Source organism: Nostoc sp. NOS(2021), assembly GCF_017115025.1.
Lineage (GTDB): Bacteria > Cyanobacteriota > Cyanobacteriia > Cyanobacteriales > Nostocaceae > Nostoc.
This window is the reverse complement of sequence record NZ_JABXKM010000030.1, coordinates 15,793-39,110: the sequence shown is the minus strand read 5'-3', so window position 1 is coordinate 39,110 and position 23,318 is coordinate 15,793. Positions and strand designations below refer to the sequence as shown.

General features: G+C 42.0%; 25 protein-coding genes and 1 pseudogene. 7 read left to right on the top strand and 19 right to left on the bottom strand.

Going from position 1 to position 23,318, the window contains the following annotated elements; all coding sequences use genetic code 11:
- Positions 1–11: 11 nt before the first annotated feature.
- The 3 genes from HWQ41_RS02840 to HWQ41_RS02830 form a co-directional block, all read right to left on the bottom strand.
- Positions 12–512 (bottom strand): CGLD27 family protein, encoded by a 501-nt coding sequence (locus HWQ41_RS02840; protein WP_292759742.1) that lies wholly within the window; start codon positions 510–512, stop codon positions 12–14.
- The gene (rsfS, locus tag HWQ41_RS02835) at positions 509–967 is read right to left on the bottom strand and encodes a ribosome silencing factor (protein WP_292759740.1); all 459 of its coding nucleotides are present in this window, start codon (positions 965–967) and stop codon (positions 509–511) included. Before rsfS ends, HWQ41_RS02840 begins: the two co-directional genes overlap by 4 nt.
- Positions 968–1,529: 562 nt before the next feature.
- Entirely contained in the window at positions 1,530–2,801 is a 1,272-nt protein-coding gene (locus tag HWQ41_RS02830; protein WP_292759738.1) for a glycosyltransferase family 4 protein, read from the bottom strand.
- 435 nt (positions 2,802–3,236) lie between these two features.
- On the opposite strand from HWQ41_RS02830, the gene HWQ41_RS02825 reads away from it, so the two are divergent.
- From HWQ41_RS02825 to HWQ41_RS02800, 6 genes are all read left to right on the top strand, one after another.
- Positions 3,237–4,403, top strand: a complete 1,167-nt coding sequence (locus tag HWQ41_RS02825; protein WP_292759736.1) for a DNA cytosine methyltransferase — start codon at positions 3,237–3,239, stop codon at positions 4,401–4,403.
- A 361-nt stretch (positions 4,404–4,764) separates the two neighbouring features.
- A complete protein-coding gene (gene deoC, locus HWQ41_RS02820; protein WP_292759734.1) occupies positions 4,765–5,445 on the top strand; it encodes a deoxyribose-phosphate aldolase in 681 nt (226 codons plus the stop codon).
- Positions 5,446–5,552: 107 nt separating this feature from the next.
- Positions 5,553–6,446 carry a DNA repair protein RecO gene (gene recO / locus HWQ41_RS02815; RefSeq protein WP_292759732.1) on the top strand — a complete coding sequence of 298 codons (894 nt, stop codon included), beginning with the start codon at positions 5,553–5,555 and terminating at the stop codon, positions 6,444–6,446.
- Positions 6,433–8,085: an MFS transporter gene (locus HWQ41_RS02810; RefSeq protein ID WP_292759799.1), complete on the top strand. Its 1,653-nt coding sequence runs from the start codon at positions 6,433–6,435 to the stop codon at positions 8,083–8,085. The genes recO and HWQ41_RS02810 overlap by 14 nt, the downstream gene beginning before the upstream one ends.
- Positions 8,086–8,425: 340 nt before the next feature.
- Entirely contained in the window at positions 8,426–9,574 is a 1,149-nt protein-coding gene (locus HWQ41_RS02805) for a glycosyltransferase family 4 protein (protein ID WP_292759730.1), read from the top strand.
- Between the two features lie 365 nt (positions 9,575–9,939).
- Positions 9,940–10,383: a DUF29 domain-containing protein gene (locus HWQ41_RS02800; RefSeq protein ID WP_292759728.1), complete on the top strand. Its 444-nt coding sequence runs from the start codon at positions 9,940–9,942 to the stop codon at positions 10,381–10,383.
- Between the two features lie 69 nt (positions 10,384–10,452).
- Here HWQ41_RS02800 and HWQ41_RS02795 read toward each other — a convergent pair whose 3' ends face one another.
- From HWQ41_RS02795 to HWQ41_RS02745, 11 genes and pseudogenes are all read right to left on the bottom strand, one after another.
- Positions 10,453–10,689, bottom strand: coding sequence for a hypothetical protein (locus tag HWQ41_RS02795; protein WP_292759726.1), 237 nt, complete (start codon positions 10,687–10,689; stop codon positions 10,453–10,455).
- Positions 10,690–10,715: 26 nt separating this feature from the next.
- Positions 10,716–11,117 (bottom strand): putative toxin-antitoxin system toxin component, PIN family, encoded by a 402-nt coding sequence (locus HWQ41_RS02790; protein ID WP_292759724.1) that lies wholly within the window; start codon positions 11,115–11,117, stop codon positions 10,716–10,718.
- Positions 11,118–11,174: 57 nt separating this feature from the next.
- Complete coding sequence (locus tag HWQ41_RS02785) at positions 11,175–11,990, bottom strand: peptidase (RefSeq protein ID WP_292759722.1); 816 nt, start codon at positions 11,988–11,990, stop codon at positions 11,175–11,177.
- 10 nt (positions 11,991–12,000) lie between these two features.
- Positions 12,001–12,234: a preprotein translocase subunit SecG gene (secG, locus tag HWQ41_RS02780; RefSeq protein ID WP_292759720.1), complete on the bottom strand. Its 234-nt coding sequence runs from the start codon at positions 12,232–12,234 to the stop codon at positions 12,001–12,003.
- A gap of 166 nt (positions 12,235–12,400) precedes the next feature.
- Entirely contained in the window at positions 12,401–13,999 is a 1,599-nt protein-coding gene (gene gpmI, locus HWQ41_RS02775) for a 2,3-bisphosphoglycerate-independent phosphoglycerate mutase (protein ID WP_292759718.1), read from the bottom strand.
- A 221-nt stretch (positions 14,000–14,220) separates the two neighbouring features.
- Complete coding sequence (locus HWQ41_RS02770) at positions 14,221–15,906, bottom strand: ABC-F family ATP-binding cassette domain-containing protein (protein WP_292759716.1); 1,686 nt, start codon at positions 15,904–15,906, stop codon at positions 14,221–14,223.
- Positions 15,907–16,061: 155 nt separating this feature from the next.
- Positions 16,062–16,698 (bottom strand): annotated as a pseudogene (locus HWQ41_RS02765) (Rpn family recombination-promoting nuclease/putative transposase).
- 34 nt (positions 16,699–16,732) lie between these two features.
- On the bottom strand, positions 16,733–17,242 hold the full coding sequence (locus HWQ41_RS02760) for a hypothetical protein (RefSeq protein ID WP_366931625.1): 510 nt from the start codon (positions 17,240–17,242) through the stop codon (positions 16,733–16,735).
- 267 nt (positions 17,243–17,509) lie between these two features.
- A complete protein-coding gene (locus HWQ41_RS02755) occupies positions 17,510–17,974 on the bottom strand; it encodes a hypothetical protein (RefSeq protein ID WP_292759714.1) in 465 nt (154 codons plus the stop codon).
- Positions 17,975–18,090: 116 nt separating this feature from the next.
- Entirely contained in the window at positions 18,091–18,555 is a 465-nt protein-coding gene (locus HWQ41_RS02750; protein WP_292759712.1) for a DUF29 domain-containing protein, read from the bottom strand.
- Positions 18,556–18,771: 216 nt separating this feature from the next.
- Positions 18,772–19,134, bottom strand: a complete 363-nt coding sequence (locus HWQ41_RS02745; protein WP_292759710.1) for a helix-turn-helix transcriptional regulator — start codon at positions 19,132–19,134, stop codon at positions 18,772–18,774.
- A 240-nt stretch (positions 19,135–19,374) separates the two neighbouring features.
- On the opposite strand from HWQ41_RS02745, the gene HWQ41_RS02740 reads away from it, so the two are divergent.
- Complete coding sequence (locus HWQ41_RS02740; protein ID WP_292759708.1) at positions 19,375–19,821, top strand: hypothetical protein; 447 nt, start codon at positions 19,375–19,377, stop codon at positions 19,819–19,821.
- Positions 19,822–19,830: 9 nt separating this feature from the next.
- Here HWQ41_RS02740 and prfA read toward each other — a convergent pair whose 3' ends face one another.
- The 5 genes from prfA to truA all read right to left on the bottom strand — a co-directional run bounded on the left by prfA (position 19,831) and on the right by truA (position 23,289).
- Complete coding sequence (gene prfA, locus HWQ41_RS02735) at positions 19,831–20,928, bottom strand: peptide chain release factor 1 (RefSeq protein WP_292759706.1); 1,098 nt, start codon at positions 20,926–20,928, stop codon at positions 19,831–19,833.
- A 103-nt stretch (positions 20,929–21,031) separates the two neighbouring features.
- Positions 21,032–21,274 (bottom strand): 50S ribosomal protein L31, encoded by a 243-nt coding sequence (rpmE, locus tag HWQ41_RS02730; protein ID WP_292759704.1) that lies wholly within the window; start codon positions 21,272–21,274, stop codon positions 21,032–21,034.
- A 172-nt stretch (positions 21,275–21,446) separates the two neighbouring features.
- Positions 21,447–21,863, bottom strand: coding sequence for a 30S ribosomal protein S9 (gene rpsI, locus HWQ41_RS02725; RefSeq protein ID WP_012410698.1), 417 nt, complete (start codon positions 21,861–21,863; stop codon positions 21,447–21,449).
- Complete coding sequence (rplM, locus tag HWQ41_RS02720) at positions 21,863–22,324, bottom strand: 50S ribosomal protein L13 (RefSeq protein WP_292759701.1); 462 nt, start codon at positions 22,322–22,324, stop codon at positions 21,863–21,865. The genes rpsI and rplM overlap by 1 nt, the downstream gene beginning before the upstream one ends.
- Before the next feature lie 116 nt (positions 22,325–22,440).
- Positions 22,441–23,289, bottom strand: coding sequence for a tRNA pseudouridine(38-40) synthase TruA (gene truA / locus HWQ41_RS02715; RefSeq protein ID WP_292759795.1), 849 nt, complete (start codon positions 23,287–23,289; stop codon positions 22,441–22,443).
- Between the last annotated feature and the right edge of the window lie 29 nt (positions 23,290–23,318).

The following is a 23,318-nucleotide window of genomic DNA, read 5'->3' as shown; positions in this document are numbered from 1 at the left end:
CCAATGACTCTTTAAAGCAAATGCCAACCTATAGTACCAATAACGTACATTCCCGCCAAGCCAGCAAAGGTAAATTGTAACCGCCGCAGAATCGGTTTGATTTCGTATGCAACAATCAAACGATCGCGGTTGAGGACTTCCTGTGGCTTCGTCCAAGTTTGACCGTCATACCAGCCTGACTCTTCATAAAATACTGTGGGACTGCAAAGGCGATCGCACACGTAGAACCAGCCTAAGTATAACCTTACCAGTGCTAGCACTACCCCGACACTCGCTCCGGCTGCACCACAGAGGATAAAATGTGCAATATACTTGTGAGGAGGAAAACTTGCCGCAGCTATCGGCCCTGCTAAGAGCCAAGATAAACCCCAAATCCAAACAATTTTCGTGATATACTCGCGCCAATCTAAAGTGCTATCACGAAACAGCCAGGAAGTTTTTAACTCTTCGTATTCATTGAGCGGTTGTTGGTCTGTAGGAACTGGGCAATTTGAAACCGAAGACCTAATCATGTTGGCTTACCTTCACCCTCATCAGATTCTGGAAGGGAAATACGCTCTGCATGAATCCAGAACGCTTCTAAATTATAAAACTCCCGTTCCTTGGGCGTCATGATGTGAACGATCACATCACCGTAGTCTTGTAGTACCCAACTCCCCTCGGCTTTTCCTTCTGTCCTTAAGGGACGCCGTTGCAACTCAGTTTCGACTTTTCCTTCAATTGCTTGAGCGATCGCCCTTACTTGTACCCTAGAATAGCCAGTCATGATCACAAAGTAATCTGCTAGGTAAGATACCTCTGCTACTTTGAGCAATACAATCTCACCCGCTTTGCGGTCTGATGCCGCAACAGCGATAGTTGCAGCTAATACTCCGCTCGCTTCTTCAGTTTGGGCGTAGCTCTTGACTACACTCTTCGTCAGTGGGACAGATTGTAATGGGAAATTTCCTTGGAAATAATCAGTCATTAAACCTCAGGTGCTTTCTTTCTTTTGAAACAATTGTTGACATTTACTTACAAACAACAAACAATTGATCTGAAAATGTGTCAATAGGTTTTTTTGAATACTAACAAAAAAACAGGTGTCTATGGGGCTGGTACCGCAAGGCGGAATTCAAAATTCAAAATTCGTCTTGGAAAGTTCCAAGACGCTCGCGGACTTTCCGCAAAATTCAAACAGGTATACAGCGTAAGCATTTGATTGATTTGGAATGGGTGGTTTATTTACGCCGTGCTGTGCTATTTTAATAATTGGCTGTTTAGATTTCGACATCACCAATCAGCAGCTGCGAATGTTATTGTGCAGCGATAAATCAATCAACTACTTACCCACGAATTGAATGAAGTGAAGCCGTGGGATTTTTAGTTCAACAATGCACCTGAAAAGTTGCTTATCTATTGCTGTATATTTTCTAATAGAATAGTCACGATCCAAATCTCCTGCCACCTAGATTTGACGGCATAATTGCAATTTTTGTATAAGCAATTTTACTAAAATCTAGGTATGCAATATAACTCTAATGTGGAGATTAAACTTCTTGTTTTGTAACTCTTGTGGACTCAATTGCTCCACGATTTGCCGTCAATGAGTAACACAACGACTCATACTGATTTAAAGCTTGCTCAAAAGCATAGTGTTCAACCGCATATTGGCGACTTTTATAACCCAGAGTTTTGACTTTTTCGGGGTTTTGGTACAAATCTAAAATTGCCATTGCTAAAGCTTGGGGATCTTCTGGAGGAACGACAACTCCACCGCCACTTTGCCTGATGGCTTTTGCTGCTGTACCATTGTCAGGGACAGAGGCAATCAAAGCCCGACCACTGGCAAGTAGCACTTGAATTTTTGACGGCATATTAAAGGATACAATATTTTTCTTTTGCACCACCAAACCAACATCGGCAGCTGCCAACATTTGTGGCAAATATTTGCGGGGTTGAAATGGCAGTAGCAAAACATTATCTGCGCCGCAGTCTAGACATTCCTGTTGCAATCGCTGTAAACCTTTTGCCTCTCCAACGATGACAAAAACAATATCTGGGATATGGCGCAATACAGAAGCAGCTTTGACGACGCTTTCTAAGCCTTGGGTTAGGGCTATGTTACCAGAATAAAGTACTACAAATTTGCCATTTAGATTATGTGCTACGCGGAAAGGGTTATCTTCTTTAGGCATAGGGCGAATAAAATTTACATCAACCCAGTTGGGAATTTGCACAATTTTGTCAGCTTCTACGCCCTTAGATCGCAAATTGTCCACAAACCCATCGGCGATGACGCTAATTTTACTGGCAGTATGGTAGGCAAATTTTTCCAATAATGTAAACAACTGGATGAGCAATTTATTTTTCAGTAGACCGACGTGAACGGCTGCTTCTGGTAATATATCTTGTAGATTTAAGATCACAGGACAAGCACGTAACCACCCTAAAAGAGCAACTGGTACACAGCTTGGCAAGGATGGCGAGGTTGAGAGAATAACATCTGGACGCCAACCGATGAGGGCGGGCACAAAACTAGTGACAACGAAACTAGCATCTAGTAACACCCGATCTAATAGGTTGGGTTGAGGACGAATCCAAACATAACTGCGTTGAATTTGAACGCCATTTTTGTATTCGTTGAGATACCACTTACCCCGATATTCCTGGTAAATTTGACGCTCAGGGTAGTTGGGCATAGCGGTGACTACGCGCACTTGATGCCCACGCTTCACTAGTCCCTCTGCTAATTCAGTCATCAGTGGGGCAATACCAATCGGCTCTGGATAATAGTTGTAGGAGTAAATTAAAATTCGCATAAAAAGTTAGTCCGAAGTACCCCGGTTTTTTATTTAATGACAAATATTTGTCTTAAACATGATTTGGAGCTAGGAAACTCCTATATTTAATTGTCGCTTCAGACTGTTTTTCTGTCAGGGATTTTCCTTAAAGATTGAGTAAACTTTGATATTAAATACTTAGAGAAGCTGTGAATTTTTTTGACTATTTCAGCAGCATTTCAAATGTACATTTCTGATTGGTACGTAAGTAAAAACCCTAAATCTTTCGATATTAATTAAGACTGTTTCACAATACTAAGTAAGTAGGCAAGATTAAATCAAACTATGTTACGCAATCTAAAATTAATTAAATTGGCTCGTAGTAAGCAGATCTATGCCTATTTTCCAGGCTGGAGCCGCTTACTACAAACCTTTAATTATTCACGCCCACTTACTTACTTACTTAGTTATTGAATGAGCGATCGCCCTTGTATTTTCTCCTTTTTTGCTGGTTCAGGTTTCCTCGATTTAGGTTTTGAAACCAGCGGTTTTAATATTGTTTATGTTAATGAAATCTTCCCCCCATTCATTGCCGCCTATCGCCATTCACGACAGGTTCTCAATCTACCGTTGCCAGAATACGGGTATTATGACGGAGAAGCAGGAGACGTAACCCAACTTCTCGAAGCTCTACAAACACAACACCTCCGGGAGTTAGTAGAAGACTGCCGCAAATCTAATAATATTGTGGGTTTCATTGGCGGGCCTCCCTGTCCTGATTTTTCTATTGGCGGGAAAAATAGAGGACGTTTAGGAGATAATGGCAAGCTTTCCGCTTCTTACGTTGAATTAATTTGCCGCAATCTTCCAGATTTCTTTTTATTTGAGAACGTTAAGGGGTTGTGGAGAACGACAAAGCACCGTTTATTTTTTGAATCGCTCAAGCAACAATTACTGCAAGCAGGCTATATATTAACAGAGCGGTTAATTAATGCTATCGAATATGGTGTACCCCAGGATAGAGAAAGAATTATTTTGATTGGTTTCCGAAATAATTTTATCAAGGATATAGGAATAAAACTCGGTAGTGAAAACTTACTTGCTGAGGGATATTTTCCTTGGAACAATCATATTTTATATCCTCAAAAAAAGGTTTTTGCTTATCCTTGGCGGAAGTGCGAACCATTCCAAGAAAATTCCATCATGCCTTGTCCTGATGACATCCCTCAAGAACTCACCGTAGAATACTGGTTTAGAAAAAATAATGTGCTGAAGCATCCTAATACTGATAACTGTTTTCAACCAAGGACAGGTATCACAAGATTTGCTGCTATTGATGAAGGAGATGATTCTAAAAAGTCTTTCAAGCGTCTTCATAGATGGCGTTACTCTCCGACAGCTTGCTATGGAAATAATGAAGTACATTTGCATCCCTATAAAATCCGGCGAATATCTGTGGCGGAAGCTTTAGCCATACAATCTTTGTCTGCAAATTTTGTACTTCCAGAGAATATGTCGCTCACAAATATGTTTAAGACTATTGGTAATGGCGTACCATACTTGGCATCGAAGGCGTTAGCTAAAACTATTTTTGAATTCTTAGGAACTGGCGTGACAAATGCTGTTGATCTTCTTCACTAAATTTGAGATTTTGAATTGAAGATTTAAAATCCAAAATTTAAAAAGGTCTGAGAGCAAGCGAATTGAAACGCGAGAATAATTCTTTAATCCAAAATCTCAAATTAAATAACAGAGCAAGTGGCTTGATTGCTGGGGTCAATCTAAAATCTAAAATCTAAAATCTAAAATTGTGTGGACTTACTGCTGCATAATGTCAACTTAAATACTTACAGTAATTCCGCGACATCTATAAAGCCGACATCCCAGAGAGGTTAGCAGCTTGTTTTCAGGATAAACTCGTAATAAATGTGGTTTAATATATATATAAGAAATGTTTTAATTTTTTATAAAGTTTAATAATCAATCACTGGCAGAAGACACGATGGCAGCAGACTATCCAAACATTGATATTGCGCCATTTATCGATCACTCCCTATTAACGTCAACGGCTACTCCAGAGCAGGTTGAGCAATGGTGTGAAGAAGCATATAGATTCAACTTTGCAGCGGTTTGTCTGTTCCCGGCTCATGTCAAGCAAGCAGTAGAACTCCTCCACGGTAAAAACCCCAAAGTCTGTACGGTGATTGGCTTTCCTTCTGGTGCAACGACTTCAGCAGTGAAACTGTATGAAGCTCAAGAGGCGGCGGATAGTGGGGCCACTGAGTTGGATGTGGTGATGAATTTGGGCTGGTTAAAAGCTGGTAAAACTGAAGAAGTCCACCGGGAGATTGCCGAAATTTGTGAAGAGACTGGGCAAACAGTCAAGGTAATTTTGGAAACCAACCTGTTGACAGATGCGGAGAAAAAAATAGCTGCTGAAATAGCTATGGAGGCGGGAGCAGCATTCTTAAAAACTAGTACAGGTTGGAATGGTGGTGCAACAGTGGCAGATGTGCGACTTTTGCAGGAATTGGTAAAAGAAAGGGTGGGAATTAAAGCTTCAGGTGGTATCCACACTATCAATCAAGCCTTAGACTTAATCGTAGCGGGTGCTACTAGATTAGGCACATCTCGCGGTATGGATTTGCTCCGCCAGCGCGATAACCTGGGAAAGGGTGAATAGTCATTTGTTTCTCCTCCTACCCTGCGGGAAACTGCGGGCGCGTCTATGTCATTTGTCCTAACCTAATGACCAATGACCAATAACCAATGACTAATGACCAATGACTAATGAGTAGAACCTACAAAGCAACCGGAATTAATCTTAAAACCCAGGCGTTGGGAGAATCGGATAAAATAGTGACGATTTTGACACGAGAATTCGGTCTAATTCGAGCAGTGGCTCCAGGGGCACGTAAGCACAACTCCAGTCTGGGCGGGAGGAGTGGGATGTTCGTTGTGAATGAACTATTGATTGCGAAAGGGCGATCGCTTGATAAAATTACTCAAGCACAGACGTTAAAAACTTATCCTGGTTTAGCTAAAGATTTGGGAAAATTGGCTGCCAGTCAGTATTTAGCAGAAATAGTCCTGTGTCAAGCTTTGAGCGAACAACCCCAAGAAGAACTTTATGATTTGTTCAATGAACATCTCCATCGCTTAGAGGCGGTGTCTAGTGCAAATCCATCTGGTGTTTTGGCTCATCTGGCTCATGGTGTATTTCACCTTTTAGCCTTAGCAGGACTGACGCCACAAGTGCAAATCTGTTGCCTATCTGGGCGCCCCCTCAAGCCAGACTTTTCAGACCCCAACTGGCAGGTAGGATTTAGTATCCCTGCGGGTGGAACCGTTTCTTTAGAAGCTAGGGAACGTTTACGAAGAGAGGGGGAGAGGGAGATGAGGGAGATGAGGAGAGACCAATACCCAATACCCAATGCCCAAACAGTTGTTGTGCATCAGCAAGACATACCTGTGATTTCTAGTCGTTTGGGTGCTATGGAACTAGCTTTGCTTCAACATCTGTCACAACCAGAGATAATGCAAATTGATGGTGCTAGAGATCATGACTGGTTATCTGTTGAGCAGATTTTGCGCCAGTATGCTCAGTATCAATTAGGTCGCCCTATTCGCTCTGCTACCTTGATCGACTCTTATTTTGCTGCCAACCATGATGCAACCGTCTGATTTGGATAAGAAAATCCTACCTTTGTCACCAAGCCTCGTCAAAAAACCGAATAGGATATCAGATCCTACAGCCAGGAATCACTTGAGTGGCGTTTCCAAGTGTACACCTAATCAAATAAATGGCCAAGAAATCTCCCCAAAAGACGTTTCTAAAAACGATCAAAGTTGGACAGAGGAGATTCCAAAAACTGATGTTCCAAGTCAATCAAAAACAGAATTTGAGGACAAATTAACCACTGCTGATGTAGATAGCAACGGCACTCACAACGGGCAGAATTTGCCAGGAGCCACTATCCCAGAAAAAGAACCACTCAAATTAGATGGGTCTGGTTCAGGTGGAGAAGTTGTTGCAGGAAATGTAAAACAGCAAGGGTTTTTGCCTGTATTAAAAAACCCTAATTTCCTGGCTCTTTGGGGCGGTCAAGTTTTCTCGCAACTAGCAGATAAAGTTTATTTGGTGCTGATGATTGCTTTGATTAATACTCAGTTTCAAGCTAGTAATCAGAGTATTAGTGGTTGGGTGTCAGTCTTGATGATGGCTTTTACTATTCCAGCCGTATTGTTTGGTTCCGTTGCTGGCGTGTTTGTCGATCGCTGGTCGAAAAAAGCTGTGCTGGTGGCAACTAATCTTTGGCGCGGCATCCTGGTTTTATCAATTCCCTTCCTGCTGTGGTTGACTCATGATTGGAAACCCATAGGAGTGCTGCCAGTAGGTTTTATAATCATCCTGGGCGTAACTTTTTTAGTTTCGACTTTGACGCAGTTTTTTGCCCCGGCAGAACAGGCGGCAATTCCTTTGATCGTAGAAGAACAGCATTTGCTCTCGGCAAATTCGCTTTACACGACAACGATGATGGCATCAGTGATTGTTGGATTTGCCGTCGGGGAACCGTTGTTAGCGATCGCCGATGGACTTTGGCTGCAAATTGGTGGTAATGGTAGTTTGGGCAAAGAACTTTTAGTAGGTGGTAGTTATGCGATCGCTGGACTAATTTTATTCCTCCTGGCAACTAAGGAAAAACACCACGACCCCGATACAGAATTCCCTCACGTATTCTCTGACTTACGGGATGGTTTTGCGTACCTCAAAGCAAATCATCGCATCCGTAATGCTTTGCTTCAGCTGATTATCTTGTTTTCTGTCTTTGCAGCATTAACTGTTCTAGCCGTTCGCATGGCAGAAATAATTCCCAACATGAAAGCCTCCCAATTCGGCTTTTTACTAGCAGCCGGCGGTGTTGGCATCGCTGCGGGAGCAACAATTCTCGGTCAATTTGGTCAACGCTTCTCCTATACCCAACTAAGTCTGTATGGTTCTATGGGCATGGCAGCATCTCTGATTGGTCTATCAGTATTTACAACCCAACTATGGCTAGTCTTGTTACTGGTAGCGCTATTAGGTATCTTTGGGGCGTTAGTGGGAATTCCCATGCAAACAGCGATTCAAACAGAAACACCTCCAGAAATGCGTGGTAAAGTTTTTGGCTTGCAAAACAATGTAATTAATATTGCCCTCTCCTTACCTTTGGCATTAGCAGGTGTAGCAGAAACCTTTCTGGGATTACAGGTAGTTTTTTTGGGATTAGCAGCGATCGTCTTTTCAGGAGGTATATTAACCTGGTATAACTCACATAAGTAGTTAGTTATTATTCATTACCTGGAAGTAATTACTAATTTCCTTAAAGCTTTTGTGTTCATGGTAAACTGTCGTCAGTGAAAATTTATCACATACTTGCGGGATATCAATCTGACATTAGTCAGAATAAGTTGTTTAAATATCATAAATTAACAGCTTATAAGTAGAATAAATAAATCCATAAATCCACAGGTTTAATCAGCTTTAAATAGGCTTTTTAAACTAGATCGTGGTGGGAATCTGTAATAACTAAAAAACCAGCAAGTATAGCTAGATAAAATAAAAATCACAAAAAATACACAAGTAATATATCAAACCCGCTTTTCTTATAGCTAAATAAAGAATGCGTATAGCCTGGATTGGAAAAAAATCGCCCTTTTGCGGCAATGTCACCTACAGTCGAGAAATTACAAATGCCTTGCTAGATAGGGGACATCAAGTTAGCTTTCTTCACTTCGCCCAAGAAGAGTCTGAACCTGACAACTGGCCAAATCTTCGAGAGGTTTCCCTGCCTTTCATTTACAAGTCCCAGGTTTACACAATTCCTACTTTTAAAGCGACCAAAGTTTTAACCGATTCGCTGCGGAAAATCAAGCCAGATATAGTCCATGCTTCCTTGACGCTATCTCCTCTAGACTTTTTTCTACCGGAAATCTGTGAGGAACTGAGGTTGCCCCTAATTGCCACTTTTCACACACCGTTTGCTGGCAAGGGGGCAAAGCTGATATCGGGAACACAACTTTTGGCATATCAGCTATATGCACCTTTTTTAGTTAATTACGATCGCGTGATTGTATTTTCCCAAATTCAGCGAGAATTATTGGCAGGGATGGGTGTGAGGAAAGAAAATATTGCCGTAATTCCCAACGGTGTTGATACCGTCAAGTATTCTCCAGGACTTTCTAAAATTAAAACAGAATTTAAAGCTGAACGCTTATTTGTTTATCAGGGTCGCATAGCACCAGAGAAAAATGTTGAAGCCCTCCTCCGGGCTTGGAAGCAGTCGGCAATGGAACCTGGTACTAAGTTATTGATTGTTGGCGACGGCCCTTTGAAGTCTTCTTTAGAGCCGTTTTTTGGTTCAGAATACGGCATTAGCTGGTTGGGATTTGTCGCTGATGAAGACCGACGCATCGAAATTTTGCGGGGCGCAGATGTATTTGTTTTACCTTCATTGGTAGAGGGTTTGTCCCTATCTCTGTTAGAAGGAATGGCGTGTGGGTTGGCTTGTTTAGCAACAGATGTGGGTGCAGATGGAGAAGTATTAGAAAAGGGCGCAGGTGTAGTTATTAATACCAAAACAGCGCGATCGCAATTAAGAACCCTCTTGCCAGTGTTCCAAGACCATCCAGAGTTAACAACCTTACTGGGGCAAAAAGCCAGACAGCGTGTATTAGAACGCTATACCCTTAGTAAAAATATTACTCTGCTGGAAGAACTTTATAAAGAAGTTTTAGCACAGCGACCTCTACCACTAAGTCGCAGAGCGTAGAGAAAAGGAAGAAGTGCGATCGCACTGTAAATTATCAGATGGCAATCAATGTGATCGCGCAACAATGTTAGGCAGCATTGGCTAGTATTCTAGTCATGCAATGATTTGTGACTTATATTATAAATAAAGATACCTGACTAAGAATTCTCTTACCAGTTTTACAAGACCATCTAGAGTTAACGAAATGAAGTATGATGCAAGTCAGATAAAGTTGAAAAATATCCCTGACTTAGAGCAGCTAGAAGATGGAAAGTGCTGCCGAACATAGGTCTATTCTTTTTTTCTGGGCAATTATCGGCAAAAATTAATAAATTAGTTAACATGAAATAAGAAATAACAGTAAATTAAAGCTACAAAATCAACAGATGACTGCAATTATTGACCTAAAAACATTATATAAATCCAATTACCTGCAATGGTTAGAGGAGACTATTAAATGTCTCAGAGCTAGGCAATTAGCAGAAGTTGACTATGAAAACTTAATAGAAGAACTGGAAGATTTGGCGACAAACGAGAAAAGGCGAGTAAGAAGTTTGTTGGAACAGATTATTAGACATTTATTACTTTACCAATATTGGGATTTAGAAAAGCCAAGAAATGATAATCATTGGGCAGCAGAAATCATTAGTTTTCGGAATCAACTAAATGAAGATTTAAGTGCCAATTTACGCAATCATTTAGAGGATAATTTTAGCATAATTTATAGCAATGCCTTAGATTATGTTAAGGCTAAAACCAAGCTAACCAATTTACCTGAATTATGTCCTTATACCTTAGAGCAAATTTTGGATAAAAATTGGTTGCCTTAATCTTAAATTTTGATTCTTTGCGCGAGACATATTCATATTTTAACTCACCAATACCATAAAATTAAGTCGCTACAATTTATCATATTCTTCTGGTTCTACGTTAGGCACTTTATTCAAAACTTGCTGGAATTTTTCCGAACTACCGCTTTTGGCTTTTTCTTCCAAATAGTCTTTGGTCATCCATGCGGAAACTTGTGCAGATAAGGCAATAGTTGTAAGTTGTTCAATGGAAATATTTTCTCTTGCTGCTAAAGCTTCAATTTGTTTATATAAATATTCGGGTAGCTGTACATTTAAGTTAGTCATGGGATTTCTCCTACTATTTGCAAGAATTATTTGGGTGAAACTACCCTCAGTCCAAATTTTTGTGCGTCTTGTAAATCTTTTTGATTGTAAGTGATGATAAAGTCGGCTTGACATTCAACAGCTAAATCGATGAGAAAATCATCATCAGGGTCGCGTGCTATTGGCCGCCATAAATAGAAAATACTACATCTATTAGCGATTCTACAAATAGCTTCAATAACTTTGTCAATATCTTCATCACTCAACCTAAGCTGCTCTTTCTCTCGTTTGAGAATTTCTTCATACTCGAAGACTAAGGTGGTAGAGACATTTAACTGCCAACGCCTATCATTAAGAATTGTTAACAGTTTGTAAGATGCACCACGGTTAGATCGTAAACCACTAAGCAGTACAATTGTATCAAGTACAAGTTGGTACGCATTTGTCATTATTTCGCTATTAGTAGCATTTTTACCGTAGTGACCAGCTTGTAGTTTACCTATCGATCAATTAATCTTTGAATTATCCACTAAAGACCATCCTAAACTGGTTGGCTGTTCATAAACCCGCTTTAGAGTATTCACATCTCTTGCAGAAATAGGCGACGGGTTACGAACTTGGGAAAAGTATAAAGCATCAGTTTGTAGCGGACTATGACCCCAAATTCCTAAAGCGTGTCCGAATTCGTGGCGGGCTGCGGCTTGGATATACTCACCTGTTTGACTGGGACTTAACAAGATGGTGAAGCGGTGCGATAAAACTTTGTTGCTGGTGTATAACTCGTAAGTAGTTTGTGCCGATCGCGCACGGGATATATTACTACCAGGGGAAATTTGTAAAGGTGGCGCTTTTCGTACAATCGTAATATCAGCAATTTCTGGCTGTTCGACTATTGTTAAAGGTAAATAAGTACTCCACTCCTGTACACCCTGCAAGACAGCGTTAACCCATGCTTGAGCTTGGTTTTCGCTGACTGCTTTTGGTGGTTCTACGTAAACTCGAACCGGAAATTGTGACCAGACTAAATAACCAACTTGGGTTGTTCTGACTTGGGAAAAGTAGTCACCACTGTTAGTACTATCTTGCCATTCTGCGAGTGTGGGCGGTAAGGGATGGGGTTTTGGGGGAGATGAGGTGGGGAGAGAAATTATTAAATTTGAATATGCATGTTTTGGGATTATTGTAAACCCATAACTCGACTGGAGATTAGTAAAAACGATTAACAGCCCTGTGCCAATAAATAAGGCAAGAGCTGTAATTAACCGTGGTGAAATTAAATTTATTAGGGTGTTAAGTATCGGGTGTTCGGTTCTTTTCCCCATTTACCTATCCTTATTTAGGCAGCCAACCAGCACTTAAAACTACTGTTAAACCGAGAAAAATTACTGTCAATGCCCAAGTAATTCGGTTTAAGGTGTTTTCTGCACTTTTGGCGCTGCTAAATAGCTGGGCTTGGCCGCCAATGGCTCCAATGCCATCACCTTTGGGGCTATGCAGTAAAACTAAGATAATCAAACCAGTGGCGGAAAATGCCCAAATGCCTTGCACAATATTAGTAGCTATCATGGTAGGAATCTCATTTATAAAAAGTTTCAAAAAAGAGGAGTCATTCAATTTTGGATTTTAGATTTTAGATTTTTTCTTTCATCCAAAATTCAAAATCAGCAGAGTCAGGAGTCAGGAGTTAGAAAAGACTTAATTCATCATTCTTAACTCTTAACTCCTAACTCTTTTACAGCCCTATTTGCACGGGGGTGCGAGTACGTTGCAGGTCATATTCTGCTGTTTTCAAGAGCGATCGCCCGGTCATTTCTGGTGGCTGAGGCAGCTGTAAAATCTCTAGAATTGTGGGGGCGATGTCGGATAGCTTGCCATCGCTTCGCAGTTCGACATTTGTACCATATCCAGGGATTTTGACTTTCTCGCCTTCCACCAAGATGAAGGGGACTGGGTTAGTGGTATGAGCTGTCCAGGGATTACCCCCATCATCTAGCATATACTCAGCGTTGCCGTGATCGGCAGTAATAATTGTTGTACCGCCGGCTTTGATCACGCTCTCTAACAAGCGTCCCAAACAGCGATCAACTATTTCAACTGCTGTAATGGTAGCGTCGATTTGACCAGTATGCCCTACCATGTCTGGGTTGGCATAGTTAATCACAACTAGGGAATACGTACCCTTTTGAATCGCAGCGATCGCTACATCTGTAACTGCTGCTGCTGACATCGCTGGGGCGTGATCGTAAGTTGCTACCATCGGGCTGCTTACCAGTTCCCGATCTTCTCCAGCAAAAGGTTCCTCCAGACCCCCATTAAAGAAATAGGTGACGTGGGCGTATTTTTCTGTTTCGGCGGTGCGGAACTGATTCAGACCATGATTGGCTATCACTTCTCCCAGAATGTTACTGAGATTCTGAGGCTCAAAAGCTACAGCCACGGGTAAGTCTGAATCATACTGCGTAAACGTCACAAAAGACAGCGGTGTGATTTGCTGTCTTTCAAAACCGTTAAACTTGGGACTGACCAAAGCTTGAGTCAGTTGTCTGGCGCGATCGGGGCGGAAGTTGAAAAATATCACCCCATCCCCTGGTTCTATTGCACCGGGAGCAATTCTAATTGGGTTGACAAATTCATCTTTTACCCCTTCGGCATAAGATGCTTGTAAGATTTCTACAGCTTTGCGATCGCCACCCACACCATCTTGAGTCATCACGTCATAGGCGCGTTTGACCCGATCCCAGCGGTGATCGCGATCCATCGCGTAGTAGCGACCGCTGAGGGTGACTATGCGCCCAATTCCTCTGCGGTCTATATAATCTTGCAGCAGTGTGATTGCTTTTACACCCTCCGTTGGTGCGGTGTCACGACCATCGGTGATGGCGTGAATACAAACTTCTGGAATTCGCTGGTTTTTGGCTAAGTCAAGTAGTCCGAATAGATGGGTGATATGCGAATGTACCCCTCCCTCAGAACAAAGCCCGACTAGATGCAGCTTGCTATTCCGAGAACGAACTTCCTGGCAAATTTTGACAAGTGCTGGGTTTGAGGCAATAGAACCGTCTTCGACTGCATCAGAGATGCGTACAAGTTCTTGCGGTACAACTCGCCCAGCACCAATGTTCAAATGACCAACTTCCGAGTTGCCCATTTGACCCTCTGGCAACCCTACGGCTTTTCCTGATGTGTGGATGAGGGTATGCGGGTAAACTGCCCATAAACTGTCCACGATGGGAGTTTTAGCAGCAGTAATAGCGTTTCCTCGCGTCTGTTCGCAGTAGCCCCATCCGTCTAAAATGACTAGCACCACAGGAGCAACAGGTGCTTTGGTCATAGTAAAATTGCCCTTTACTGTTTGTAATACCCGAATGATACCACTGCTAATCCACGCCGCAAGTGAATTTTTGCTTATTAACTTCTTTTCTGAGGGTGTTGCAGTTTTTGGAAATATTTTTTAAATTTTAGCAATTTTTCTGTGATGTTTTTGATCGCTAATAAGGAGTGATTACTTAGTAGTAGTGTTTTAGCACTACTACTAAGGACGTATTCAGCGCATTATTTCCTTTTCGTAGAAGCTTTTGCAGCTTTCTTAGCAGCTTTTTCGGCTTCTATTGCAGCTAGCTTGGCTTGTTCTTTTTCTTCGGCAATTTTCTGGAGATAGTAATGATAATCTCCTAAGTAAACGCGGAATTCACCATCACGAATTTCGACGATTTTGTTGGCTACTTCAGAAATAAAGTAGCGATCGTGGGAAACTACAATTGCCGTACCATCATAATTTTTGAGCGCTTCTTCCAGCATTTCTTTAGCTGGAATATCTAGGTGGTTTGTCGGCTCATCTAAAATTAGTAAGTTCGCGGGACGTAAGAGCATTTTTGCCAACGCCAGACGAGCTTTTTCTCCTCCACTTAATGCCCCAACTGCCTTAAATACAGTATCACCAGTAAATAAGAAGCGTCCCAAAAGAGTGCGGACTTCTTGATTATCCCAATCGGGAACTTCATCATGGATAGTTTCCATGACAGTTTTCTTCAAATCCAAAGCTTCAGCTTGATTTTGCTCAAAGTAACCGGGAATAACGTTATGATCGCCTAATTGAACGCTACCTTCTGTAGGTGGTTCCATACCCATAATCACACGCAGAAGGGTAGATTTCCCAGCACCGTTGGGGCCAAGAAATGCAATGCGATCGCCCCTTTCAATGAGGAGATTTGCTGCCAAAAACAGGATCTTATCACCATAAAGATGAGTTAAATCTTTAATTTCCACTACCTCGCGTCCACTGCGAGGTGCAGGGGGAAAACGGAAGTGTAGAGTTCTCATACCACCAACGGGTGCTTCAATGCGCTCGATTTTATCGAGTTGCTTTTCCCGGCTTTTTGCCTGGGTACTGCGGGTAGCACTGGCGCGAAATCTATCAACAAAGGTTTGCTGTTTCTCTAATTCTTTCTGCTGGCGTTCATAGGCGCTAAGTTGTGCTGATTGACTTTCGGCTTTTTGTAACAAATATGCCGAGTAGTTACCAAGGTAGGTTGCGGAAACACCACGTTCCGTTTCCACAATTTGGGTGCAGAGGCGGTCAAGGAATTCCCGGTCATGGGAGACTATTACCATCGGCGTAACCAGCCCTCTGAGGTAATTTTCCAACCACTCAATTGTTTCTAAATCTAGGTGGTTAGTCGGTTCATCCAGCAGCAACAAGTCGGGTTTTTGGAGGAGAATTTTACCTAAACTCATCCGCATTTGCCAACCACCACTGAAGGCGCTGACGAGGCGATCGCCATCTTCTAGTCCAAACCCCATTTCTGGTAAGATTTTCCCGATGCGTGCATCTAAGTTGTAGCCATCCAAGGCTTCAAATTTACGCTGCAAGCGATCCAACTTGTCGATCAGCCGATCGAGTTCCTCTGGGGTAGCCGCTTCCATCTCTTGTGGCACATGCGCCAGAGATAACTGTACTTCGTTGGCTTCTTTGAAGACAGTCCAAAATTCTTCTCTAACGGTGCGGGTGGGGTCTACTTCAAACTCTTGGTTGAGGTAGGCTATGTGTAAGCTATTAGGACGAATGATTTCGCCGGCGGTGGGTTCAATTTCCCCAGAGATGATTTTGAGTTGGGTAGATTTTCCAGCACCGTTGACACCGACTAAGCCAATGCGATCGCCTGGTTTAACTTCCCAGTTGATATCTTTGAGAACTTCGCCTGTGGGATAAATTTTACTTATATGTTCTAATCGCAGCATTAAGTTTCTCTCAGGTAGGGAGTGGGTGGTTGAGGACGAAGTACTAACACCGCTTCTAATATTAACAAAAATTAACTATAAATTCCTCGCGATCAAGTGTGGGGAGCCGCAAACTAAATTTGGCCTACTCACCCATAGAACTTACCACATCCCTCTCAAGGGTGATTTTGTGTTACTTGTCTAACTTCTTCGACACTCAAATCTAACGCCTCCCCTACTTGTTCTACAGTCAACCCTGCTGCTAACATTGCTGATACTGCTTTTAGTTTCCCTTGAACCTTGCCTTGTTCAATGCCTTCCTGAAAGGCTTCCTGATAAAATCTGGTTTGCTTTAACTCGCTTAAGCCAAACATTTCCTCCATCTCCTCCCTACTCATTGTGGGAAACTTGTAAGCCAAAATAGTCTCTATAAATTGTAATAATTGCTGCTGTTTTATTGGTGAGCTTATCTCTGACTTGGTTCTGTCTATCAACTCCCAAGCTTAAGCGATCGCTATGTCGTGGGTTGCAATTACTAATTTAGCAGTTGCAATGCCAATTGGAAGCGATGCAGCCTCACCTAATTCATCCAAATAAATGCGCCTGACGCGCCCACTTGTGAAAAACTCACGGTAATGTTTGATATCGCCTGTATCTATATTCCTGTTTGGGTATAAAACCACAGCACCCCAGTCAACCCCTTCGGGGAATTCAAAATTCAAAATTCAAAATTCAAAATTACAAGCTCATAAGTTCAAAGAAGATATCAGGAAATTCTTGAAACAGCCGATAAAAGATGATGTCTGTTTTCACAACTTTAGATCATTTGAAGATTTTGATTTGCTGCTTATATGTTACTTGATTCTTCAGAACCATCCCGCACTTCTAGCAATCGCTCTTTTGCCATTCCTAATATACGTGATATGGGCGCTAATAAACTATCATCAAATGCTTCTCCAGCATAAATATTATTCAGTTCAGTAGGGGATAATTTAAAGCTATCGCAGAATTTAGTAAACTCCTGGTTACTCAAGTCAAGTTCTTTTTGTCGATCAGCAAGTAAAATAGCGATCGCTCTAGTTCCATGCTTCGGACGCTCACTAGTTATTATATATTTTCCCATTAAATAATTGACTTTATTCGTATCGCCGCCCATTTTTTTAATTAAATCAGTACAAGCCATTTTTAGTGCTTTCTTTAAAACTTCTTGCTCATTTAAAAACTTAATAACTTCAGTGGCATAATCTGGTTTAAAAAATCCCACCAAATCACCTTGATGGTAAATTGGTATGTAAGGATTATTCGTTTCAAGTTGCCAATCTAAAGGCTCATTGCGTAGCGACATAGCTGCACCCATAAATATTTTCAGATTTCACCATTTTAAAACCATTTATTCTTTAACTGCCAGTATTGATATTGGGAGGATCTCACTTTTGTAAAAATACCCTAGCCCTGGCGATTAGAAATCGCAGCTATACATGCAAAACCACGTGGGTTTCAACTTCCTGGAGTCCACGCACGCGGACTTAGTTTGTGTAGTTGTTGTGTATTTCTACCAAAACCTCGAACTCAACCAAAATTAGCGATCGCCAGGTGAATCAATGCGATTCTACTACTCACACGCCTAGTTTTGTGATTCGTATTCTTCAAAAATTATTACAGCAGCTTCTAGGTATCGATCTAATAGACGACGATCGGATATATCAGGTAATACTAATTCGACTGCCATAGTGGTTTCCATTACTCCACCACGATCTTCTCCATCTTTAAAAGCTGCGATAGAACCCCATAGTCGAGCTATTGCAGTTTGAATTTCTTCCCTTTCAGGCAAATACCATATTTCTCGACTAATTTCATTACACTGTAAAGGAGTTAAAAAAATTGGCACTGACAAAGCTTGCTGAATATATTTATTAAGCTGGGAGAGTTTGTCCGATTCAATCTCGGATGAATATATTTGTATGCACTCTACTGCCCATTGGATTGCCAAACTATAGTGATATTTTTGTAATTTCAGTGCAATTGGATAAGCCCAAAGTATTTCTTTTTGCGCTATAGTTTGTTTTACATTTTCTATTACTTGTTTCATAGATGTAACTATATCTAACTAACTTGCAGTAAAACTTTTAAGTATATAATTTTTTTCACCTCGTTCTACTTAAGGTATCTCCAAATAACAAATGAGCGTCATAAAAATGGTAGTAATTATCCTTGCCAGTCTTGACGAGTATCGCACAGAAAATTGTCTGCGATCGCATCATCAAATAAATAGGGGCAATGCTCTGGAAAAGTTCGTAATGGTAAGTTAGTTTCTCGTAGCGCCAAATCGACTCCCGCTTCAAAGCCATCTAACAAAGCTTCTTCTATTCGAGACTTTAAGCTAGGGTTCTGTCGCAGATGCCTATGGATGGCGCGGCGCTGTTCTCGAATTGTTAAAAACCAACTGCGAGAGCGTTGTTCGGGTTGATACTCCCACTTCAAGAGATGACTGAGTAATACACTCAGATGACTCACGAGTTCCCGATACTCCTGTCTCCCCAAAGCTTGAATTTCCTCTTGCAGGTGTTGCCAGTCTAGTTCCATAACTAGCCTCTGCTCTAACGCTTTAGCCTGCTGCTGTGTCCAGCCATAGAAGTCTTGGTCATACAAAAAAGGTTTGTCTATATCCATAGAGTTGAATCTTGACAGCAACAGGACTTACGCAAACAATAGCCGAAAAGAGTGATTTTCTGGTAGGGGCAATTCATGAATTGCCCCTACAGCGTGTGGTTTTCCGTAAGTCCTAAGCAAGAAACCATGAGCTAGTTTGATCTGATTTTGCGCTAAATCGCCCTTAAAAAACTTAATTACGAATTACGAATTACGAATTACGAATTATTTTAATATTCAACTTGCTTTTGCTTCATGCCCGGATGCTTCAGCCACAGCTGCCAATCTATCTGCCGCAGCTTGGACAATTTGAGCCACTTGGGCCAAAGGCATGTGCTGGATTTGTCTAAGAATCAGGCTCAAATCTGAGGTTTCTGCAATTGGTTTGCCATCTATGCAGCTAATTAACTCTTCCATTGTGTAGCCTGCTTTTGATGCGATTTGAGCCAAATTTTCTGTATCTGGCACCTTCACACCTTTTTCCCACATCTGAACAGCAGTAGCAGATACTCCCAAAAGCTTACCAAACGCTCGCTGACTCATTGAACCGCGAGCTAGTTTAATGATTTCAATCAATTTTTGTTTGCTTTCGATGTTCACTGCTTATATAGCTAGCCAACTGTATTTACAAGTTTACTTTCAATATTACAAGTTTACTTTTATATTGACAGCCTTGTGTTTTAGTACTAAATTATATCTCTGGTTGTAAATCGGCAACTACAGGCATCAAGCTAGTAGACTAACCCATCTATCTTTAATCAACCCAAAAAACTTAGTTTGCTACGGCGCTTGTGCTAGTAGCCAGACTTTGCTGCGAAGAAATAATATCGAAGGTGCATCATGTTTCGCAAGCCACGCAAAATTAATCAATATCGCCGCAAAGGTAAAAACCTTATAGCCACTAATAAAATTAAACCAGAACAGTGGCACATTTCTGACGCAGAAACCAAAGAAGCTTTAAAAGTTAAAGGCTATGATGTTAAGCAAATCAAAAAAATCCATCTTCTGAAGCATCAAGTGTGTATTTCCTACTGGGATGCAAAAGGCAATATATGCAGCAGCTTTTTTAGCTACCGAATTTTTGCGCGTTGGCAAAAGGAAGTAGAGAAGTTAATTTATACCTGCCAAACTCTGAAGGAATGGGCGAAGCTAAATTACGTTATGAAGTACGAATTTACCTATTACCATTATCCCAGTGAAATAGAAGATGCACTCGACACGATATTAGAAAACCACCTGTGTATGTTAAAAGCAACAGCACAACAAGTGGTTTTACAGAATATTTAACCACAAAAATTAGTTAGCGGCAGCAGTCGCTAACTCCGCCAGACGTTCTTGTTGGTCTAGAGATATACAAGATTGGATCAGCGTCTCTAAATCACCTTCTAAAACAGGGTTTAGGGAATAATTCTGACCTAACCGATGATCAGTAGCGCGGTTATCTTTATAATTATAGGTGCGAATTTTTTCCGATCGCGATCCTGTACCAACCTGCGATCGCCGCATGGAAGTTACAGCTTCTTGTTGTTCGCGTAACTTCATCTCATACAACTTTGCCCGCAGAATTTGCATCGCCCGTTCTTTATTTTGCAACTGGCTGCGTTCTTCTGTACAGAAAATGCGTATTCCTGTCGGTTTGTGCATCAAGTCGGCGGCTGTTTCCACCTTGTTGACGTTTTGCCCACCAGCACCGCCAGAACGGGCTGTGGTCATTTCAATATCTTTCGGGTCAATGTGAATTTCCACATCATCCACCTCTGGCATAATCGCCACGGTAGCTGTGGAAGTATGAACCCGTCCCCCAGATTCAGTTGCCGGCACGCGCTGCACACGATGCACTCCAGCTTCAAACTTTAACTGGCTGTAAACGTCATTACCTTTAATTTCGAGAATGACCTCTTTCCAGCCACCCATTTCTCCACGAGATTCGCTCACTAGAGAAACTTTCCAACCTTGAGTCTGGGCATAGCGGGTGTACATCTGCATCAAATCGCCAGCCCAAATACTTGCTTCATCGCCACCAGTGCCAGCGCGAATTTCCAACATGATATTCTTTTCATCATTGGGGTCGCGTGGTAACAGTAAGACTTTCAAGCGAGTCTCTAAATATTCTATTTTTTGTTCAAGTTCCTTTACTTCCAGCGCCGCCATTTCTTGCAACTCTGGGTCACTGGCAGATTCTTTGTAAACCTGACGCGCTCCGATCAAGTCTTCTTGGGCTGTTTTCCAAATTTCATAAGTATCAACTACCTCTTCCAAAGAAGAACGAGACTTAGCAATTTCTTGATACTCATCAGGGTTGCTAGCGGTATCGGGATCGCCAAGACGACGTGTTAATTCATTAAAGGTTTGTTCAACGGATTTTAGTTTGTCCAGTAAGTATGATTCAGCCATGACGAGTGCGATCGCTCCTTAAAAAATAACAAGTTGGCTCGAGCATATAAATGAAAATCGACCCAGCTGATGCAGGGCCGTCGTTAACAGCAGAGCCAACTCGCTACTTTTTGTTTTGGTCGTCGCCAGATGTTTGAGTGCTGCTCATGCCGTACTTGCGGAGGAAGCGCTCTACTCGACCCTCAGTGTCAATAATCTTCTGAGTGCCGGTGTAAAATGGATGATTTCCAGACCAAACATCTACGTGCAATTCTGGCTTTGTAGAGCCAATGGTCATAACAACTTGACCGTTGCAGTAAACTTTAGCGTCTGGATACCACTTGGGGTGAATATCAGATTTAGCCATTGTTCTTTTTGTGATGAATCTATATAAATTATAACTTTCAGGTTTCAATTGGGGCTAGGGATTAGGGACTGGGGACTAGGGATTGGGGACTGGGAAAGATGTAAATAAACAACGGACTTTTCCCAATACTCAATTCTCAATACCTAATCTCCAATACCCAGTCCCCAATCGCTTAACGCTTAGAGTACTGAGGCGCTTTCCGAGCTTTATGTAAACCATATTTCTTCCGCTCTTTTGCTCTCGGATCGCGAGTCAAATAACCTTCGGTTTTCAAAGGTGGGCGGTTGTCTGGGTCGAGTTGGCACAAAGCACGGGCAACTCCCAAACGAACAGAATCAGCCTGTCCGGTCAAGCCGCCGCCTTCTGCTTTCACCAAAATGTCATATTCGTTTTCTAGTCCCAGAGTTTCCAGGGGTGCTTTGATCACTCCCAGGTAGTTGGGGTTAAATTGGAAATACAAGTTTCCATCTTTACCGTTCACAGTCAGTTGACCGGTGCCTGGAACCAAGCGCACTCTTGCTACTGCGTTCTTACGACGGCCAGTACCCCAGTATACGGCGCGACCGCTATTAGCATCTGCTACTACCATTAATTTTCTTCTCCAGGAATTGTACTAACTTGTAGTTCTTTGGGTTTTTGAGCATCATGAGGATGCGTAGGCCCAGCGTAAACTTTCAGCTTGGTGAACAACTGCTTACCGAGGCTATTTTTCGGTAGCATACCTTTAACAGCTTGTTCTAAAATTCGCTCTGGTATGCGATCTTGCAGTTTAGCGAAAGTTTCGGTTTTCATCCCACCAGGGCGACCAGAATGGCGGCGGTAAAGCTTTTGAGTGCGCTTTTTGCCTGTGACTGCTACTTTCTCGACATTGATGACAATTACGAAGTCACCTGTATCTAAATGGGGTGTATATTCGGGTTTCTTTTTGCCTCTCAATACCTGGGCGATTTCGCTGGCGAGGCGACCGAGGCGTTGATCGGTGGCATCTACTATGTACCACTCACGCTCAAGGGTTGCTTGAGAAGGAAGGTATGTTTTACTCGTTGTCATTTGTCTATTTGTCCTTTGTCATTTTTAATTTGTCATTAGTCATTTGTCCTTTATCATTTGTTATTTGTCTTTTGTCATTTTTAATTTGTCATTCACTAATGACTAATGACCAATGACTAAGAACCAATGACTAATGACTCTTGACTAGTGACGAACTTTGGCAAGGTGTCGTACCAAATCTCTTTCGGAAAGGGAAAATCTGGATAGCCGACTCGCAACAAGCACAAACCTTGGGGCGGTGCGGCGTATTTTACTTCTTCCCGACGTTCTTCTTTCCAGAGTTCGGTGAAGCTAGAAAGTGTCCGTTGTCCAGAACCTACTTGTACCAGCATCCCTACCAACAGTCGTACCATGCCATACAAAAATCCATCTGCCTGTATTTCAATATGGATAAATGGCCCACTGCGACGACACTCTGCTGCTTGCACCTCTACCCAGGAATGCGATCGCTCTGAGCCTGCACGGTGAAAAGCAGCTAAGTGGTGCTTTCCCAAGAGAGGTTTCAGGGCAGCTTGAATTAAGGATTCATCCAGGGGTGCATAATAATAATGCCAACTGAAGGGTCTTACAAACAAGTTAAGTCGATCTTCAGTGTATATTGTGTAGCGATACCGTCGATAGGCTGCACTAAAGCGAGCGTGCCAACGGTTATCTACACTAGCTGAAGCCCTGATTAATATATCTGACGGCAGATAGCTGTTGAGGATTGTTGCCCACTTGTGAGGCGGAATTAAACCCGTAGCTTCAAAATGGGCTACTTGAGCAGCGGCGTGAACTCCTGAATCGGTTCGCCCAGCACCGTGTAATGTCACATGATGCCCAATAATAGTAGCGATCGCTGTTTCGATCTCTTCTTGGACTGTCCGCTGTTTTTTTTGCCGTTGCCAGCCATGAAAATGAGTGCCCAGGTATTGGATTACCAAGGCTACTCGATGAGTTTGTGTAGGCTGGTGACTTTCTAACATACAGATTTTGTCCTTTGTCATTTGTCTTT

Coding starts and splice junctions, on each gene's coding strand:
- HWQ41_RS02840 (WP_292759742.1), bottom strand. CDS start 512: ATGATTAGGTCTTCGGTTTCAAATTGCCCAGTTCCTACAGACCAACAA.
- rsfS (WP_292759740.1), bottom strand. CDS start 967: ATGACTGATTATTTCCAAGGAAATTTCCCATTACAATCTGTCCCACTG.
- HWQ41_RS02830 (WP_292759738.1), bottom strand. CDS start 2,801: ATGCGAATTTTAATTTACTCCTACAACTATTATCCAGAGCCGATTGGT.
- HWQ41_RS02825 (WP_292759736.1), top strand. CDS start 3,237: ATGAGCGATCGCCCTTGTATTTTCTCCTTTTTTGCTGGTTCAGGTTTC.
- deoC (WP_292759734.1), top strand. CDS start 4,765: ATGGCAGCAGACTATCCAAACATTGATATTGCGCCATTTATCGATCAC.
- recO (WP_292759732.1), top strand. CDS start 5,553: ATGAGTAGAACCTACAAAGCAACCGGAATTAATCTTAAAACCCAGGCG.
- HWQ41_RS02810 (WP_292759799.1), top strand. CDS start 6,433: ATGCAACCGTCTGATTTGGATAAGAAAATCCTACCTTTGTCACCAAGC.
- HWQ41_RS02805 (WP_292759730.1), top strand. CDS start 8,426: ATGCGTATAGCCTGGATTGGAAAAAAATCGCCCTTTTGCGGCAATGTC.
- HWQ41_RS02800 (WP_292759728.1), top strand. CDS start 9,940: ATGACTGCAATTATTGACCTAAAAACATTATATAAATCCAATTACCTG.
- HWQ41_RS02795 (WP_292759726.1), bottom strand. CDS start 10,689: ATGACTAACTTAAATGTACAGCTACCCGAATATTTATATAAACAAATT.
- HWQ41_RS02790 (WP_292759724.1), bottom strand. CDS start 11,117: ATGACAAATGCGTACCAACTTGTACTTGATACAATTGTACTGCTTAGT.
- HWQ41_RS02785 (WP_292759722.1), bottom strand. CDS start 11,990: ATGGGGAAAAGAACCGAACACCCGATACTTAACACCCTAATAAATTTA.
- secG (WP_292759720.1), bottom strand. CDS start 12,234: ATGATAGCTACTAATATTGTGCAAGGCATTTGGGCATTTTCCGCCACT.
- gpmI (WP_292759718.1), bottom strand. CDS start 13,999: ATGACCAAAGCACCTGTTGCTCCTGTGGTGCTAGTCATTTTAGACGGA.
- HWQ41_RS02770 (WP_292759716.1), bottom strand. CDS start 15,906: ATGCTGCGATTAGAACATATAAGTAAAATTTATCCCACAGGCGAAGTT.
- HWQ41_RS02760 (WP_366931625.1), bottom strand. CDS start 17,242: ATGGGTGCAGCTATGTCGCTACGCAATGAGCCTTTAGATTGGCAACTT.
- HWQ41_RS02755 (WP_292759714.1), bottom strand. CDS start 17,974: ATGAAACAAGTAATAGAAAATGTAAAACAAACTATAGCGCAAAAAGAA.
- HWQ41_RS02750 (WP_292759712.1), bottom strand. CDS start 18,555: ATGGATATAGACAAACCTTTTTTGTATGACCAAGACTTCTATGGCTGG.
- HWQ41_RS02740 (WP_292759708.1), top strand. CDS start 19,375: ATGTTTCGCAAGCCACGCAAAATTAATCAATATCGCCGCAAAGGTAAA.
- prfA (WP_292759706.1), bottom strand. CDS start 20,928: ATGGCTGAATCATACTTACTGGACAAACTAAAATCCGTTGAACAAACC.
- rpmE (WP_292759704.1), bottom strand. CDS start 21,274: ATGGCTAAATCTGATATTCACCCCAAGTGGTATCCAGACGCTAAAGTT.
- rpsI (WP_012410698.1), bottom strand. CDS start 21,863: ATGGTAGTAGCAGATGCTAATAGCGGTCGCGCCGTATACTGGGGTACT.
- rplM (WP_292759701.1), bottom strand. CDS start 22,324: ATGACAACGAGTAAAACATACCTTCCTTCTCAAGCAACCCTTGAGCGT.
- truA (WP_292759795.1), bottom strand. CDS start 23,289: ATGTTAGAAAGTCACCAGCCTACACAAACTCATCGAGTAGCCTTGGTA.